The organism is Sulfitobacter sp. HGT1 (assembly GCF_013282155.1).
GTDB lineage: Bacteria > Pseudomonadota > Alphaproteobacteria > Rhodobacterales > Rhodobacteraceae > Sulfitobacter.
The window spans coordinates 298,725-316,420 of sequence record NZ_BLWI01000005.1 but is presented as its reverse complement, the minus strand read 5'-3'; the positions used below and the strand labels follow the sequence as shown (position 1 = coordinate 316,420).

The window sequence follows — 17,696 nt, the reverse complement described above, 5'->3', positions numbered from 1 at the left end:
CCCGCGTTAACCAGGGTCAGCGCGCGCTGTCGGGGGTTGGCTTGGTCAGGGGCACGACGGTTCTGTCCTGATCCGAAATCTCCTCGAAGTCGAAATTGTCCAGCCGCGCCGCGCGTTTTCCTGCGCGTTCCGCTGCGGTTCCCAGCCCTTCGAGGTCAGCACGCGCCTGCCCGAAATGGGTGTTCAACTTGCCCACGCGTTCCACCACGATCTCGACATCGCGGTGCAGCATCTTCAACGTCTTGCGAATGGCCCCCGCCTGTTCGCGCATCCGTGCGTCTTTCAGAATGGCCCGCATGGTGTTCAGCGTCGCCATGCAGGTGGTGGGGGATACGATCCACACCCGCGCGGCAAAGCCTTCGCGCACCAGTTCGGGGAAATTGGCGTGCAGTTCGGCATAGACCGCTTCCGAGGGCAGAAACATCAGCGCGCCATCTGCGGTTTCGCCTTCGATGATATACTTGTTGCTGATCGCGTTGATATGCGCCTTGACGGCGACGCGCATGGCACGGGCTGCGTCTTTAAGCTCGTAGTCCGACTTGGCCTTGCGCAGGGCCTCATAGGCTTCCAACGGGAATTTGCTGTCGATGACGATGGGCCCCGGCGGGTTTGGCAGATGGATCAGACAATCGGCGCGTTTGCCAGACGACAGGGTCGCCTGCATTGTATAGCTGTCGCTCGGCAGGGCCTTGGACACGATGTCATTCAGCTGGATTTCACCGAACGCGCCGCGCGTCTGTTTGTTGCTCAGGATATCTTGCAAGGACAGCACATCGCCGGACAGCTTGGTGATATTCTCCTGCGCCTTGTCGATCGCCGCCAGCCGTTCCTGAAGCTGCGTCAGGCTGGTCGTGGTTTGTTTTGACGACCCGTGCAAGGTGGCAGACATCCGTTCCTGCATCTCGGCCAGATTGCGGGCCGTGCGCGCGGCGTTTTCGGCCAGCCGGTCCTGCATCTGCTGCTGCACATGGGCCATCCGCGCCTCGATGCTTTGGATCATTTGCGCCTGTGCATTCGCTTGCGTATCCGACACGGTCTGCAAACCGCCGCGCAGCTGTTCCTGCCCCATGCCAAGCTGCTGCACATGGCCGCCCATAACCTGCATCTGCCGCGCAAGCGGTTCGGTCATCCGCGCCGATCTGCCCGCCGCGCGCACCGCCATGATCAGCAGGATCAGGACCAACAGCACCAGCGCCACGGCCCCAAGCACCATCAAGACACGCGGATCATTCAACGCATAGCTTTGCCCGTCGATCTGGATCATGTGCGCCCGAACAGCCGTTCAATATCGCTGAGCTTCAGTTCCACATAGGTGGGCCGCCCGTGGTTGCATTGGCCGGAGTGAGGCGTTGCCTCCATCTCGCGCAGCAGCGCGTTCATTTCTTCGCCGCGCATCCAGCGGCCAGACCGGATGGAGCCATGACAGGCAACCCGGCTCAGGATCGCCTCGATCCGGGCCTGGACCGTGTTGGACTCATTCTGATCGGCAAGTTCGTCGAGGATATCCAAAATCATCGCCTTGGCATCCACGGTGCCTAAAATTGCAGGGGTTTCGCGCACCGCAATGGCGCTGCCGCCAAAGGGTTCAATTGTCAGGCCCAGTTTGGTCAGCTCATCCGCCACATCCAGCAGACGCGCGCAATCGGAGGCGGAAAGATCGACGATCTCGGGGATCAGCAATGCCTGCGCGGCAACCCCGTTTTCAGCCATCTGACGCTTGAGCTTTTCATAGACCAGCCGTTCATGCGCGGCGTGCTGGTCAACGATCACCATGCCCGTGGCGGTCTGCGCGATGATGTAATTCTCGTGCACCTGCCCGCGTGCGGTGCCCAACGGATAATCGGGGGCCTCTTGCGGGTCTTCGGTTACGGGCGCTGCGGGTGTTTCTACCCTGCCCCACATGCCGGCGGTTTCGGCAAAGCCGGGGGCCTGCGCCTGATAGGCCGCAGTCCGCGCGCCCAGCGAAGGGCGGTCCATCTGGTACACCCGCGCGCCGGTCTGTTCGGGCCGCATCGCGCCCAAGGTCGCATCTGCCACGGTGGTCGAGGCACGGTGCCCTGCATCTGCCAGCGCATGACGCAAGCCGGATACGATCAAGCCACGCGCAAGACCCGGATCACGAAACCGCACCTCTGATTTCGCGGGGTGCACGTTCACGTCGACCAAGGTCGGGTCGCAATCGAGGAACAGCGCAGCCGCCGGATGGCGGTCACGGCTGAGCAGATCAAAGTAAGCGCCCCGCAGTGCCCCAACGAGCAATTTGTCCCGCACCGGACGGCCATTCACGAACAGATACTGCGCCACGGCCGTGCCGCGCGAATAGGTCGGCAGCGCGGCAAAACCTGTCAGATGCAGCCCCTCGCGTTCGGCATCGATGGGCAGGGAATTATCCGCAAACTCGCGCCCTAACACTTGCGCCAAACGGCCATGAAGGGCGGCGAACATGTCGCCCTGTTCGGCCTCGGCACGAAAGACTTCGCGGCCCGGACCATCGCCCGACACGTCGCGCAGGGTAAAGCGCACAAAGGGTTCGGCCATGGCCAGACGTTTGATGATGTCGGCAATCGCCTGTGCCTCGGCGCGGTCCGTGCGCAGGAATTTCAGCCGCGCGGGCGTGGCGAAAAACAGATCGCGCAGGGTCACGACCGTACCGCCATTCAGCGCGGCGGGCCGCACAGGGCCGGTTTTGCCGCCGTTCACGGTGATCTCGGCCCCGTCTTGGCCCGCGACGCGGCTGGTGATTGTCAGACGGCCCACGGCCCCCAGCGACGGCAACGCCTCGCCCCGGAAACCGAAGGTGTGAATGTTCAGCAAGTCAGAGCCGTCGATTTTCGAGGTGGCATGACGCGACAGGGCCAGCGTCAGATCGCCCGCCGCGATACCGCAGCCATCATCCGTGACGCGGATCAGGGTCTTGCCCCCGTCGGCATATTCAACGGTGATCTGGCGCGCACCGGCGTCGATGGCGTTCTCCACCAGTTCCTTGACGGCTGACGCTGGGCGTTCAACCACCTCGCCCGCAGCAATGCGGTTGATCGCGGTTTCATCAAGCTGCCGGATCACCGGAGCCATATCGCTTATATTGGGGTTCGGATGTGCCATAACGCTAGAGCTAGCATAGGCCCGCGCGATTCTGAAAGCCGCAATGGCAAGAGCCCTGGGTAAAACCCACCCGACGATCCCGTTATTGGCGCGTTGCCGCTTGATACCACGCGACGATCTGCGCGCGTTCATCCGCACGCATGTAGCTGAGGTTGGCTGGCGGCATCGCGTGGGTTACGCCCGCTTGCAAATATATCTGCTTGGCGGCTTTGGCGATCTGGTGTTCGGTTTCCAGCCGCACCCCTTTGGGGGCCCAAAGCAGACCGTCCCATGCGGGTTCAGCCGCGTGGCACATGCTGCACCGTCCCAAAACGATATCATGGACCTGATCAAACCCGTCAGCCTGGGCAAAGCGCAAGGACGGGCCTGTCGCCTCCTCCGGTTCAGCTACGCGGAACATCGGCGCAGTGGACAACCAGATGATCGTGATGAACAAAAGCGCCGTGGCCAGCCATGTCCAGGTCGGGTTGCCAGCGCGCGAATGTAGACTGTTAAAGTAATGGCGGATCGTCACGCCCATCAAAAACACCAGCGCCGCGATCAGCCAGTTCATCTCGGATGCGAAGGCCAGCGGGTAGTGGTTGGACAGCATCAGGAAAATCACCGGCAAGGTGAGATAGTTGTTATGCGTGCTGCGTTGCTTGGCGATCTTGCCGTATTTCGCATCCGGCGTGCGCCCCGCCTTGAGGTCGGCCACGACAATGCGCTGGTTCGGCATGATGATGAAAAACACATTGGCCGACATGATCGTCGCGGTAAACGCGCCCAGATGCAGCAGGGCTGCACGGCCCGAAAAGACCGACGTGTAGAAATACGCCATCCCGACAAGGATCACATAGAGGCCGATCATCAGGCGCGTGTTGTCATCGCCGAATTTGCTTTTGCAGATCTGGTCGTAAACAATCCAGCCAAAGGCCAGCGACAGCATAGAAATGCCGACTGCTTGCCATGTCGCCAAATCGGCAACCGCAGGGTCCACAAGATAGAACTCGGCCCCAAGGTAATAGACGAGGATCAGCAGCGCGAAACCGGACAGCCATGTCGAATAGCTTTCCCATTTGAACCAGATCAGGTCGTCGGGCATTTGCGCCGGGGCCACGAGGTATTTTTGCACGTGGTAAAACCCGCCGCCGTGGACCTGCCATTCTTCACCATCGGCACCGGATTTCAAGTTTCGGTCACGGTGCAGGCCCAAATCAAGCGCGATGAAATAGAACGAAGACCCGATCCACGCGATGGCTGTGATCACATGCACCCAGCGGATGGCGAATTCGATCCACGCACCCATGGCGACCATATCATACATGTTGAAATCCTTGCTTTGGCGGTTGGAATGGGGCCGCCGGGGGCCCGCGCTGAGGGGTGCGCGGGATGCCTCCGGCGGGGATATTTGTAAGCCAGAGAAGCCGGGGGCCTTTCTGGCAGGGGATTATTCATGCGGCAGGCTGCCTTTGGAGCTGCCCGTCGCGTAGTGGATGCCGACCTTGATCGGTGCCAGACCGATCATCGTGACCAGTGGCGGCAGGGCAAAGCGGCAAGGCCGTCGACGCCCTTGCCTGCCACCAGCGGGATCATGATCGAGTTAGACGCGAAGGATGTGCCCTGTACGATGGGCAGGCCCGCGCCAACGGGGCCGAGCGTCAGCGTCTGCAACAAGGTCGCAACGCCCGCAAACAGCATCGACATCTGGATCAGATACAGCAGGTCGGAGAAATCAGGTGAGTTGAAACCAAAGCCGAAACCGGCAGCCCCTGCAACGATGATCGCAGGCGTCACATTCGACACAAACATCCCCAGAACCTGCTGGATAGCCAGCGGAATGGCGCGGCCAAGTGACGGGGCGTAATTTGGATCGCGCAGCTGTTCCGGCGTCCCTATAGCGTTACGTGTCATGTCTCTGTCCCTTGTTGGAAGTTGGCCGCTTTTTGGCGCGGTCCATATTTTTTTCCTTAGGTCGTGATGACATAAGGCGGGTCGATCATGAATTCGTCAAGGTTTGCCGAAGCGCCGATCCGGTCGACCACCGCGAAAAGACCGGGCTCTGCCAGCGGGGTCAGGACACCGTGCCAAACACCGCGGTGCAAGTTGATGCCCTGATATGGCGCAGTCAGAAAGGCCCGGGGGGTGCCCGGACGGCCGCCATCATCGGGGGCGACAATGACCAGAAACGGGGCACCGGTCATGGGAATAAATGCTTGCGACCCTTCGGGGTGCCGCTCGATCAGGTTGAGCGTATAGGGCAGGCTGCGGGCCTGCGCGTTGAATATGCTGATCCCCGCGCGCCCGTCAGGCCCGAAATCAAGGGCTGCCAAATCGTGATGCCGCCCGCACAGCCCGGCGTTGATCATCTTGTCGGGGCTGCCGGACGCATCCAGAACATCGCCAAACGGGGCAAAGGCGTCCGCCGTCAGTGGCTCAGCCTTGATATCGCGGGTCATAGGGCAAGTGGCATGTGGCGGTTTACATCTTTGTAGAGCAGATAGCGGAACGGTTCGGTTCCCGTTGCCACACAGGCCTGCGGGCAAAAGGCACGCAACCACATGAAATCACCCGGCACCACCGGCACCCAGTCGCGGTTCAGCAGATAATCAGCGGTCCCTTGCAGCACGTATAACCCGTGTTCCATCACATGGGTTTCCGCAAATGGGATCACCCCGCCCGGCTGAAACGTCACGATGTTCACATGCATATCGTGGCGCAAATCCAGCGGGTCCATAAAGCGCTGCGTCGCCCATGCGCCGTCGGTATCCGGCATGGCGGTTTTCGGCACGTCGTCTTCGTGGGTGACCATGGCAGGCGGCGCTTGCAGACCTGCGGCGGGGACATAGCGCTTGCGTATCCAGTGAATGCCGCAAGGTACATCGGATGCGTTCCACAAGGTCCAGACAGCGGCAGGCGGCAGATAAACATAGGAACCGGGGACCAGATCATAGGCATCATGCCCGATGGTCAGGCGCGCCGTGCCGTGAGCGACAAACAGCACCGCTTGCGCCTCCGTATCCGGTTCGGGCGTGTCACTGCCGCCACCAGCCCCCAGCTCAAGCGCGTATTGCGCGAATGTTTCGGCAAATCCGCTGAGCGGGCGCGCCAGAACCCAGACACGGGTGTTCGACCAGCCGGGCAGAAAGCTGGTCACGATATCGCGCTGCACCGATGCGGGGATCACGGCATAGGCGTCTGTGAACACCGCTGTGCTGTCAGGGGATTGCGACTGGTCCGGCAACCCGCCGGGGGGAAAGGCATATGTCATAGCATGGTTTCCAATCGCAGACGTGCGATGCGTTCGACCTGCATGCAGGCGGTTTGAAATTCGGTTTGGCTATCATTCGATATCCGCGCTTCAAAGTGGCGCAGGATACCGTCCTTGTCGTGATCCTTGACCGCGATGATGAACGGAAAGCCGTGTTTGGCCATGTAAACCGCGTTCAGCTCGGTGAACTTGGCGCGTTCCGCATCCGTCAGCGCGTCCAGCCCGGCGCTGCCCTGTTCCGCCGTGCTTTCGGCCGTAAGCCGTTTGGCCGCCGCCAGCTTGCCTGCCAGATCAGGGTGTGCGGTCAGCACGCCCATTCGTTCACCGTGACTGGCCGATCTGAACATGCGCGCCAATGCGTTGTGAATGCCGGCAACGCAATTATGGGCGGGGCCGAGTTCAAGATCAAAGGCACGTTCCGCGATCCATGCCGAATGCTCAAACACGCCGCCGAATTTCTCGACAAAAATGGCGCGGGACATCTGGTCGATGCGCAGGGGATGCTTGGGCGGATGGGTCGCGCGCCAATGCTCAGCGATGTCGATGCGGCGCGGGGTCCAGACGCCCTCGAACCCTTTGATATAGTCGATGAACCGTTTCAGCGCCTGAACGCGGCCCGGGCGCCCCACGAGACGGCAATGCAAGCCGACCGACATCATCTTGGCCGCGCCATCGCAGCCTTCGGCATATAGCGCGTCAAATGTGTCGCGCAGATAGGCATAAAACTGGTCGCCGGAATTGAAGCCCTGAGGCGTTGCAAACCGCATATCGTTGCAATCCAGCGTATAGGGAATAATCAGCTGATCCCCGTCCGACACCCGCATCCAATAGGGCAGATCGTCATCATAAGTGTCTGAGATATAGTCGAATACGCCTGTCTCGGCGGCCAGGGCGACGGTATTGATCGAACTGCGCCCGGTGTACCACCCCCGAGGGGCCGCACCCACAACTTCGGTGTGCAGACGGATCGCTTCGACGATGTCCGCGCTTTCGGTTTCGGCGTTGTGGTCCTTGTAGTCGATCCACTTGAGGCCGTGACTGGCAATTTCCCAATCGGCTTCTTTCATCGCCTCGACCTGCTGCGGCGACCGCGCCAAGGCGCTGGCGACACCGTAGACCGTTACCGGGATATTCGCGCCAGTAAACAAGCGGTGCAACCGCCAGAACCCCGCCCGCGCGCCATAGTCATAGATGGATTCCATGTTCCAGTGCCGCTGACCCGGCCAAGGGGCAGCACCAACGATCTCGGACAGGAATGCCTCTGAGGCGGCATCGCCGTGCAGGATGTTATTCTCGCCGCCTTCTTCGTAATTCACGACGAACTGAACCGCGATACGTGCGCCGCCCGGCCATTGCGCGTCAGGGGGCGTGGGGCCATAGCCCTGAAAGTCACGGGGGTAGCGGTTCATGGTCATGTCCTTTGATCAACGCCTGCAACAGTGCCTCGCCCAGCATATCAATTGCAACAATCCATCCCGCGAAAGTACAACAGGCCAACCTGTTTCTAAGGTCAGCCCGTTGCCAGATCCGCGCATCGTGGCCCTGCTCGCTTGTTATCCGGGAATTTTCGGGCGCTGGCCGATCTGAAACTTTTAAACCTGTCGGGGGAAAGTCGCGTAAAATTCAGACAGGGGCCGCTGCGCATACGCATGGTATGTTCAGTCCTGCCGGCCCCTGTCCTAAAGTCACCATTATTCATATGGTGTGCTCGAATTCTAAAAAATCTATCCCCGGCGTACATATGTCAGAGCTATGCGCATCGCTGGCAGGCGACACTTCTGATCACATGTGTCATCCATATAGGCCGAGGATGATTCGCGGGTCAAAGCAAAAACGAATCGGTTTACAATTTTTCCTGATTCGCGCGCGAACGACGGGCATTGACGCGGCACTTGCCGCCCGTATCCTGCACACCGAACGTCCAATGAAAGGCCGACATCATGGCTCATGGCTATCTCACCACTCATGTTCTGGACACAGCCCGCGGCCAGCCCGCCGGAGGGCTTGCAATCACCTTGTACCGGATGAACGGCGACACCCGTGTAAAGCTTGTGCAGATGGTGACCAATGCCGACGGCCGCACCGACACGCCCATTCTGCCCAAAGATCAGTTCACCACAGGCACATACGAGCTGGTCTTTGACGCGGGCGGCTATCTCGACGCCATCGGCACCCCGCCCGAAGCCCCCCGCTTTCTGGATCAAATCCCCCTGCGATTTGGCATTTCAGACCCCGATGCGCATTACCATGTGCCGCTTTTGCTGTCGCCCTTTGGCTATTCGACCTATCGCGGCAGCTGACACCGGCGTGACGTGGGGACGCTGTAGTTGCCAAAGAACCAACGCCCATGTCACTTTGCACATCTGATCAAACAGGAAACCGCCCATGTCCACACATGTGACAACCCAGACAGACATCGCGCAAAGCCAATTGCCCCAAGTGACAGAGCCTCGCAATCCGGGGATGCCGCTGGATATGGATTGGGTCAGATCGGTTCAGGTCAACACATCGGCAGTCGAGCGCCGTGCCGCAAGTTTGCCCGCCCGCCGGTCGGTCAAGAAAGATCACCAAGCCGCCTGGCTGCTGCGCGCCATCACCTGCATCGATCTGACGACATTGTCCGGCGATGACACCGCGCGGCGGGTCCACAGATTATGCGCGAAGGCCCGGCAACCCGTGGCCCCGCATTTGATGAAAGCCCTCGGGATGGAACCCGTCACGGTGGGCGCTGTCTGCGTCTATCACGAAATGATCGCACCGGCGAAAGCCGCCCTTGCAGGGACCAACATCCCGATCGCCGCCGTTTCAACGGGGTTTCCCGCCGGCCTGACCCCGCTTGAACTGCGCATAAAGGAAATCGAGATGAGCGTGGCCGCAGGGGCCGAAGAAATCGACATCGTCATCTCGCGCCGGCATGTTCTGTCAGGCGACTGGCAGGCGCTCTACGACGAAATGCGCGCCTTTCGGGCGGCTTGCGGTGACGCACATGTAAAGGCGATCCTGGCGACCGGTGAATTGGGCAGCCTGCGCAATGTCGCGCGTGCTTCCCTCGTTTGCATGATGGCGGGCGCAGATTTCATCAAAACCTCAACCGGCAAGGAAACCGTGAATGCCACCTTGCCCGTCACCTTGGTGATGATCCGCGCCATCCGCGACTATTTCGACCGGACCGGAATCCGCATCGGCTATAAACCTGCGGGCGGGATTTCAAAGGCAAAAGACGCACTTACCTATCTGGCCATGATCAAGGAAGAACTGGGGGACCGCTGGCTGCGGCCCGACCTTTTCCGCTTTGGCGCGTCATCCCTGCTGGGGGATATCGAACGCCAGCTCGAGCATCACGTGACCGGCAGTTATTCCGCAAGCTATCGCCACGCCATCAGCTAAACCGGATGCAGCAGGCGTTGGATTTGAGTATTTATAAAAGGGTGAAGCCATGAGTGTTTCCGAAGTTTACGAGACCATGGACTATGGGGTGGCACCGGAATCTGCTGCGGATGCCTTGGCATGGTTGGTGGATCAGGGCAGCCGGTTTGGTCATTTCATTGACGGTGCATTTACCGAGCCGAGGGACGACTTTGAAAGCCGCGACCCTGCCAATGGCACTGTGCTGGCCAACCTGACGCAGGCTACACAAGCCGAAGTCGACATCGCCGTCAGCGCCGCCCGCAAAGCGCAGCCCAAGTGGGCCAAGCTGACAGGGCATGAACGCGCGCGGTATCTCTATGCGATTGCGCGGCTGCTGCAAAAGCACAGCCGTTTGTTCGCCGTGCTTGAAACCCTGGACAATGGCAAGCCGATCCGCGAGGCGCGCGATGTCGATATCCCCTTGGCGCAGCGGCATTTCTATTACCATGCGGGTATGGCGCAACTGATGGAAAGCGAGCTGCCTGATGCGCAGGCACTAGGTGTGTGCGGGCAGATCATTCCGTGGAATTTCCCCCTGCTGATGCTGGCCTGGAAGGTGGCTCCTGCCCTTGCCATGGGCAACACCGTGGTGCTGAAACCCGCCGAATACACATCACTGACCGCATTGATGTTTGCCGATATCTGCCAACAAGCGGGACTGCCCAAAGGGGTGGTGAACATCGTGACCGGCGATGGTGCTGTCGGCCAGATGATCGTGAATGCCGATGTGGACAAGATCGCCTTTACCGGTTCCACAGCAGTGGGTCGCCGCATCCGCGAGGAAACCGCAGGCAGCGGCAAGGCACTAACGCTCGAACTGGGGGGGAAATCCCCCTATATCGTGTTCGACGACGCCGATCTGGATTCAGCGGTCGAAGGGCTGGTGGATGCCATCTGGTTCAATCAGGGACAAGTCTGCTGTGCAGGATCGCGGCTGTTGGTACATGAACCCGTTGCCGATCGGTTCTATGCCAAACTGCGCGCCCGGATGGGCAAGCTGCGCGTTGGCAACCCTTTGGACAAATCAATTGATGTTGGTGCATTGGTGGACCCTGTGCAGGTGCAACGGGTCACCGATATGGTCGCCTCAAACAGCGCTGGCGATATGTTCACCGCAGGCGATATCCCGGACAGCGGCTGCTTTTATCCGCCCACACTGATCACCGGCCTGCACCCTGCCGACACATTGATGCAGGAGGAAATCTTTGGCCCCGTTCTGGTGGCGACAACCTTCCGCACGCCGGACGAAGCGGTCGCGATTGCGAACAACACACGCTACGGCCTTGCGGCGACCATCTGGTCTGAAAACATCAACCTTGCCCTTGATATCGCCCCCAAACTGGTGGCCGGCGTTGTCTGGATCAACGGGACCAACATGCTGGATGCTGCGGCCGGTTTCGGCGGCCTGCGCGAAAGCGGTTTCGGCCGTGAAGGGGGCTGGGAAGGTCTTGCCGCCTATACCAAACCGAAAGGCGATCCCAAGCCGCTCAAGACACCCGCGCCGATGACAGGGAAAAACAGCCCGGCAGACGGTATCGACCGCACCGCAAAGCTCTACATAGGTGGCAAACAGGCACGTCCCGACGGCGGGCAATCCGCCCCGATCTTTGGCAAGTCAGGCAGCCTTTTGGGCCATATCTCGCTGGCAGGCCGCAAAGATGTGCGCAACGCCGTCGAAGCCGCCCATGCGGCCAAAGGCTGGAGCAAGACAACTGGTCATCTTCGTGCGCAAATCCTCTATTATATTGCCGAAAATCTGGCGGCACGCGGTACCGAATTCGCAGGCAGACTGGATGCCATGCAAGGCGGCAAGTCCGGCGCAAAGGAAGTCGCAACCTCGATCGACCGCCTGTTCACCTATGCAGCCTGGGCCGACAAATACGACGGTCAGGTCCATGGCGTTCCCATACGCGGTGCAGCGTTTGCAATGAAAGAACCGGTTGGCGTCATTGGCGCAATCTGCCCGGACGATGCCCCCTTGCTCGGCCTGATCTCATGCATGGCCCCCGCCATCGCCATGGGCAATCGCGTCATTCTGGCCGCAAGCACACCCTTCCCGCTGTCCGCGACCGACTTTGTCCAAGTGCTGGAAACATCCGATGTCCCGGCAGGCGTGGTCAACATCCTGACCGGACCACATCCCGACCTTGCCGAAACGCTGGCCCGTCATATGGATGTCGATGCGGTCTGGAGCTTTGGTGCAGGCCCGCTAAGCCCGCTCATCGAAAAGGGGTCAGCCCAAAACCTCAAACGCACTTGGGTCAACAACGGCAACGCACGGGATTGGCACGGCAAAGACGGCCAGGGGCATGCGTTCCTTCAAGCTACAACCGAAGTCAAAAACATCTGGATTCCTTACGGAGAATAGACCCTAATCTCTTCTCTGGCTCAAAAATATCCTCGCCGAAGGCACGCCGGACCCGCAGGGTCCGGCAAAACATCATGGGGCGCGCACGCGCCTCACTTCGATCACGGCCTAGTTGCCCGCGGTCGTTTCAAGGCCCTCAGGCTGGCCGACAACCACAAATGCCAACCCCTCCGGATCAAGCAACTCACCGGCAACCCGTTGCACATCTTCCAATGTGACCGCTTCGACCTTGTCGTTGCGCGTCGGGATATAGTCGATGGGAAGGTCCAGCATCTGCATCCCCACCAAAATGCTCGCGATGCGTTGGTTGCCGTCAAAGCGCAGCGGGTAGGAACCGGTGATATAGGTCTTGGCATCGTCCAGCTCTTGCTGGGTCACGCCCTTCTCTGCCATTTTGACCCATTCATCGCGGATCACGCTGATCGCCTCGCCGATACGGTCATTCGCCGAACTGACCGACCCCTGAAAGGTCTCGGCCAGATCCATCGGGACCAGATAGGAATAAACGCCATAGGTGAGCCCGCGCTTTTCGCGGACCTCATCCATCAAGCGGCTTTCAAATGATCCGCCGCCCAGAACCTGGTTCATCACTGTTGCCGCGAACCAGTCGTCGTCTTTCTGTTTAATCCCTTTTTGCGCAAAGATGGCCACGGATTGCGGTGTCGGGAAATCAACAACAGTCACACCGGATGGAATCCGGACTTCGGCCACCGCTGGCATTGCCGCGCCCTTTTCCGGCAATCCACCCAGCAAATCATCCAGCAAAAGCCCCAAGGCATCGGGTGTGATATCCCCAACGGCACCGATAAACACACGATCACGGGCCAGAACATCCGCATGGGCTGCAACCAGATCATCGCGGGTCAGCGCAGTCACGGTCTCGACCGAGCCGCTTAAGGATGACCCATAGGGGTGATCGCCATACAGCAAACCATCCATCGTCTTGCGCGCGATATCATCAGGGTCTTTTTCACTGGACCGAATGCCCGACAAAACCTGACCCCGGACACGGTCGATCGCCTCTGCGTCAAAGCGGGGGTTTTGTAGCGCTTCTTTCAACAATGCCACCGACGCATCCTGATTTTCGGTCAGAAACTGCGCCGACACAGCCAAGGCATCGTCGTCAACAGAGAACCGGAAACTGGATGCCAGCCCTTCCGCTGCACGTGCAAAGGCGCGCGCGTCCATTGCGCCGGCACCTTCTTCCAACAGCGCGGTCATCAGATTGATCGCACCGCGTTTATCCGGCCCTTCAAGGGACGCCCCGCCCCGAAACCGCACATCAAGTGCCACAAACGGAATGGAGGGTTCTTCGACCAGCCACGCCTTCAACCCGCCGGGCGAGGTGACTTCCTGAATGTTCACTTCGGCGCGCGCCGGAAGGGCGGCCATGACGGTCAGGACAAGCGCGTAAATCAGTCTCATTGGGTCACCTCTTCACGCATTAGCCAGCCTGTAACGGATGCCTCGCGGTTAAATACATCTTGGGCGGCTTGCATGATGTCATCAGGGGTCACCGCCTCCAGAACGTCCGGCCAGTCTTGCACGTCTTGAACGGACAGCCCGATGGCCAGCGCGCTGCCATAGCGGTTCGCAACACTGTCGGCGCTGTCACGCGAATAGATCTGTTCGGCGCGGACCTGCGCTTTGATCCGCTCCAGATGTCCGGCATCAACGCCGTCTTTCATAAAGCTGGCAATCGCGGCATCCATCGCGTCTTCGGCATCTTGCAACGTCACATCCGGGCGCGGCACGACAACCAGATTGAAGGTCGTATCGTCCAAAGTCTGCCCGTTGTAGAAAGCGCCGGAATAGGTTGCGACAGGCGCATCAAATTGCAGCTTTTCCACCAGATAGGATGTTGTGCCACCGCCCAGAATTTCTGCCAGAATGGTCAAAGCCGCTGCGGTTTTCTGATCGCCCGGATCACGTTCCTGCGCCAGATAGGACCGGCTGACATATTCCTGCGCCACCCGCGGATCGCGAAACGTCATGCGCCGTTCTGCGGTTTGGGGTGGCTCTTGGGTACGCAACCGCGCAGGCAAATCGGGGTTGGCTGGGATCACACCGTAATATTGCTCGGCCAGGCGACGGACCTCGTCAGGTATGACATCGCCGGACACCACCAGGATCGCGTTATTGGGCGAATAGTACAGGCCATAGAAATCAAGCGCGTCTTGCAGATCAAGTTCGCGCATTTCATGCATCCAGCCAATCACGGGTGTGCCATAGCGGTGGTTGAGATACTGTGCTGCGCTCATTTGTTCGCGAAACAGCGAAGCAGGGTCATTTTCCGTGCGTTGATTGCGTTCCTCGATGATCACGTCACGTTCTGTCGCGATGTTTTCGGGGGTCAGGCGGATGTTTTTCATCCGGTCTGATTCCATCCGCATCATCAGTTCCAGCCGGTCTGCTGCGACCCGTTGGTAATACGCCGTGTAATCATAGCTGGTGAAGGCATTGTCCCGCCCCCCGTTTTTGGCAACCGTGGCTGAAAACTCACCCGATTCCATCTTGTCTGTCGCTTTGAACAGCAGATGCTCAAGGAAATGCGCAACACCGGATGACCCTTTAGGTTCATCCGCCGACCCTGCCCGATACCAGACCATTTGCTGAACGGATGGCGCACGGTGATCTTCGACGACCACGACCTCCATCCCGTTGTCCAAGGTGAAATGGGTGACAGCCTCGTTTTCGGCGGCGCTGGCAGATGCCACGGGCAGCAAAAGCGAAACAAAGGCGGCAAAGGCCGGTAATCTGAACATGGTTGGTCCTTTAAGCAGGGTCCGATGACACCTTACTTACGCCACCCCGCGGGGCGATCAAGGGACCTAACAGATTTGTAATCGTGGCGAGCCGGTTGGTCGGCGCGATACCGCAAGAAATCGATTAGTTTGACGGAGGGGCAGACGGCGTCCGCGCACCTGCACGACGCCAACGCGCCGCTTCGGCAGCCGCATCAAGGGACTGGCGTTTGTAGGCCTGATTGTAGCGGTCCGTCGGGACGATCCTGAACTGGGTAAACCGCGCCTTGCGCTTGCGGAAAGCCGCATCGGTTTCAGCCAGTTCCTGCCGGATCGCAGGAGCCACACCAAAACGGCTTGCCTGTTGAACAAGCGCACCATCGCTGGCCGGAATGCCGCCACCGGTTGCTTCGGGGCGGCCACCGAAGGCCTGGATACCTTCGGCAATGGCGTTGCGGTCGGTCAGATTTGCCTGCCCCGGCGTTGGCACCGGCAAGCTCGTGTAATCTGCCGGTTCGGTCAGGGGCTTTACCGGCTGGATCATGAATTCATCAGGACCTTTGGCCGTTCCACGAATGTCACGCAGGCCATCGTTGGCGCAGCCAGCAAGTGCAAGCGAAATCAAAACAAGAGCGGCGACAAAGCGCATGACGGGTCTCCTACAGGCCTGTACATACCTAACGCAGGCAGGCGGTAAATGTCACTGACCTTTTTTCCCCGGCTTGTTCACCGGTTTTTTGGGGTCGGAAGTAAAGAATATCAAACCAATTGCCCCCGCAAAAATGAACACATCCGCGATGTTAAAGACAAAGGGATTGTTGATCCCACAGCAAGACATGTTCAGGAAATCAAGGACATATCCATACAGCAGTCGGTCCACGACATTTGCAAGCGCACCCCCGATCAGCAAACCGGCACTCACTTTGGCCCAATAGCCCATAGCATGCCGATAGGCCCAAACCAGAACCCCCACACAGATCGCGCAAGCCAGTGCGATTAAAATCCACCGGCTTGCGTCCGCTCCGTCGCCGAAAAGGCCAAAATTGATCCCGCGATTTTCGCCGTAACGAAAATTGATCACCGGCGGAAGCACATCAATCGTGCGAATGCGGCTTAGCTCCATCGCGTGAATAACGATGTATTTGCTCAGCTGATCCAGAAAGAAGGCCACAAAACCGGCCCAGAAAATGATACGCATACCAAACCTTTTAAAACTACGCTGTCGAAGAACCTTAGTGACGGAAATGGCGCATCCCGGTAAAGACCATGGCAAGCCCGGCCTCGTCTGCTGCTGCAATCACTTCGTCATCGCGCATGGAACCCCCGGGCTGGATCAATGCTGTGGCACCCGCCTCTGCCGCTGTGATCAGACCGTCCGCAAAGGGAAAGAACGCATCCGACGCCACAACCGACCCTTGGGTCAGTGGTGCGGGCAGGCCCATGACTTCGGCCATGTCCTGCGCCTTGCGAGCGGCGATGCGCGTGCTGTCAACGCGGCTCATCTGGCCGGCACCGACGCCCACGGTTGCACCGTCTTTGACATAGATGATCGCGTTGGATTTGACGTGTTTGGCAACGGTCCATGCAAACATCATGTCCGCAAGTTCCTGATCCGAAGGCTGGCGCTTGGTCACGACCTTGAGGTCAGCCATGGTGATCCGGCCAATATCCTTGTCCTGCACAAGATAGCCGCCCGAAACCTGACGGAACGCCAATGCGGCCAACGTTGGATCGGCCAGACCGCTGGTGGTCAGCAGGCGCAGGTTCTTTTTCTTGGCAAAGATCGCTTTTGCGTCGTCGGTTGCACCAGGGGCAATCACAACTTCGGTAAAGATTTTGCTGATCGCTTCGGCGGTTTCGCCGTCCAATGTCTGGTTCAACGCGATGATACCGCCAAAGGCGGATGTCCGGTCACAGTCGAACGCACGCGAATAGGCATCAACCATCGACGTGCCACGCGCCACGCCGCAGGGGTTCGCGTGTTTGATGATCGCACAGGCAGGCCCTTGAGCGGGGTCAAATTCGCTGACCAGTTCATAGGCTGCATCGGTGTCGTTGATGTTGTTATAAGACAGTTCCTTGCCCTGATGCTGGGTTGCTGTGGCAACGCCGGGGCGGTTTGACCCGTCTGTGTAAAAGGCTGCCGATTGGTGCGGGTTTTCGCCATAACGCAGGGTCTGGGCCAAGGTGCCGCCAACAGTGCGACGCCGCGGTGTGCCGCCGACCTGTGCTGCCATCCATGTGCTCACGGCGGTGTCATAGGCCGCGGTGCGGGCATAGGCCGTCTGTGCCAACCGCTGACGCAGGGCATAGGACGTCTGGCCGTTGTGATCGCCCAGTTCCTTGATCACCACGGCGTAATCTTCGACATCGACGATCACGTTCACAAAACCGTGGTTTTTCGCGGCAGAGCGGATCATCGCAGGGCCACCGATGTCGATGTTTTCGATCACTTCATCGTATTCGGCACCTTTGGCGACTGTTTCTTCGAACGGGTACAGATTGACGACCACCAGATCGATTGCGCCGATCCCGTGCTTGTCCATTGCCGCGACATGTTCGTCATTGTCGCGCAACGCCAGCAAACCGCCATGTACCACCGGGTGCAACGTCTTGACCCGACCGTCCATCATTTCGGGAAATCCGGTGACCTCGGACACGTCCTTTACGGCCAGACCGGCATCGCGCAAGGCTTTGGCGGTGCCACCGGTGCTCAGCAATTCGACCCCGTGGGATGCCAACGCCTGACCAAGCTCGACCAAACCGGTCTTGTCAGAAACAGAAAGTAGCGCGCGGGAGACGGGGTAAAGATCGGGCATAGTAA

14 protein-coding genes and 1 pseudogene are annotated in these 17,696 nt (G+C 59.4%); 3 read left to right on the top strand and 12 right to left on the bottom strand.

From position 1 onward, the window contains the following. Window positions 1-16: 16 nt before the first annotated feature. From HGT1_RS06010 to puuE, 7 genes and pseudogenes are all read right to left on the bottom strand, one after another. Entirely contained in the window at window positions 17-1,264 is a 1,248-nt protein-coding gene (locus HGT1_RS06010) for a DNA recombination protein RmuC (protein ID WP_176249013.1), read from the bottom strand. Continuing rightward, window positions 1,261-3,102: a DNA mismatch repair endonuclease MutL gene (mutL, locus tag HGT1_RS06005; protein WP_176249012.1), complete on the bottom strand. Its 1,842-nt coding sequence runs from the start codon at window positions 3,100-3,102 to the stop codon at window positions 1,261-1,263. The genes HGT1_RS06010 and mutL overlap by 4 nt, the downstream gene beginning before the upstream one ends. Before the next feature lie 82 nt (window positions 3,103-3,184). Beyond that, entirely contained in the window at window positions 3,185-4,408 is a 1,224-nt protein-coding gene (locus HGT1_RS06000) for a urate hydroxylase PuuD (RefSeq protein WP_176249011.1), read from the bottom strand. Window positions 4,409-4,561: 153 nt separating this feature from the next. Next, a pseudogene (locus HGT1_RS05995) lies at window positions 4,562-4,995 on the bottom strand (solute carrier family 23 protein); the annotation flags it as partial. Between the two features lie 56 nt (window positions 4,996-5,051). Beyond that, window positions 5,052-5,540 carry an ureidoglycolate lyase gene (locus tag HGT1_RS05990; RefSeq protein ID WP_176249010.1) on the bottom strand — a complete coding sequence of 163 codons (489 nt, stop codon included), beginning with the start codon at window positions 5,538-5,540 and terminating at the stop codon, window positions 5,052-5,054. After that, window positions 5,537-6,352, bottom strand: coding sequence for a bifunctional allantoicase/(S)-ureidoglycine aminohydrolase (locus HGT1_RS05985; protein ID WP_176249009.1), 816 nt, complete (start codon window positions 6,350-6,352; stop codon window positions 5,537-5,539). Before HGT1_RS05985 ends, HGT1_RS05990 begins: the two co-directional genes overlap by 4 nt. Next, the gene (gene puuE / locus HGT1_RS05980) at window positions 6,349-7,761 is read right to left on the bottom strand and encodes an allantoinase PuuE (RefSeq protein WP_176249008.1); all 1,413 of its coding nucleotides are present in this window, start codon (window positions 7,759-7,761) and stop codon (window positions 6,349-6,351) included. Before puuE ends, HGT1_RS05985 begins: the two co-directional genes overlap by 4 nt. Before the next feature lie 531 nt (window positions 7,762-8,292). Here puuE and uraH point away from each other — a divergent pair. From uraH to HGT1_RS05965, 3 genes are all read left to right on the top strand, one after another. After that, entirely contained in the window at window positions 8,293-8,652 is a 360-nt protein-coding gene (gene uraH, locus HGT1_RS05975) for a hydroxyisourate hydrolase (protein WP_176249007.1), read from the top strand. Window positions 8,653-8,737: 85 nt separating this feature from the next. After that, window positions 8,738-9,739, top strand: coding sequence for a deoxyribose-phosphate aldolase (gene deoC, locus HGT1_RS05970; protein ID WP_176249006.1), 1,002 nt, complete (start codon window positions 8,738-8,740; stop codon window positions 9,737-9,739). A gap of 49 nt (window positions 9,740-9,788) precedes the next feature. Continuing rightward, the gene (locus HGT1_RS05965) at window positions 9,789-12,128 is read left to right on the top strand and encodes an aldehyde dehydrogenase family protein (RefSeq protein ID WP_176249005.1); all 2,340 of its coding nucleotides are present in this window, start codon (window positions 9,789-9,791) and stop codon (window positions 12,126-12,128) included. 108 nt (window positions 12,129-12,236) lie between these two features. On the opposite strand, the gene HGT1_RS05960 is transcribed toward HGT1_RS05965, so the two are convergent. The 5 genes from HGT1_RS05960 to purH all read right to left on the bottom strand — a co-directional run bounded on the left by HGT1_RS05960 (window position 12,237) and on the right by purH (window position 17,691). Continuing rightward, entirely contained in the window at window positions 12,237-13,553 is a 1,317-nt protein-coding gene (locus HGT1_RS05960; RefSeq protein ID WP_176249004.1) for a pitrilysin family protein, read from the bottom strand. Continuing rightward, window positions 13,550-14,893 (bottom strand): pitrilysin family protein, encoded by a 1,344-nt coding sequence (locus HGT1_RS05955; protein ID WP_176249003.1) that lies wholly within the window; start codon window positions 14,891-14,893, stop codon window positions 13,550-13,552. The genes HGT1_RS05960 and HGT1_RS05955 overlap by 4 nt, the downstream gene beginning before the upstream one ends. Window positions 14,894-15,017: 124 nt before the next feature. Beyond that, window positions 15,018-15,521, bottom strand: coding sequence for a DUF3035 domain-containing protein (locus tag HGT1_RS05950; protein ID WP_176249002.1), 504 nt, complete (start codon window positions 15,519-15,521; stop codon window positions 15,018-15,020). Window positions 15,522-15,572: 51 nt separating this feature from the next. Beyond that, window positions 15,573-16,070, bottom strand: coding sequence for a signal peptidase II (lspA, locus tag HGT1_RS05945; protein ID WP_176249001.1), 498 nt, complete (start codon window positions 16,068-16,070; stop codon window positions 15,573-15,575). Window positions 16,071-16,104: 34 nt separating this feature from the next. Beyond that, on the bottom strand, window positions 16,105-17,691 hold the full coding sequence (gene purH, locus HGT1_RS05940; protein ID WP_176249000.1) for a bifunctional phosphoribosylaminoimidazolecarboxamide formyltransferase/IMP cyclohydrolase: 1,587 nt from the start codon (window positions 17,689-17,691) through the stop codon (window positions 16,105-16,107). Window positions 17,692-17,696: the final 5 nt, after the last annotated feature.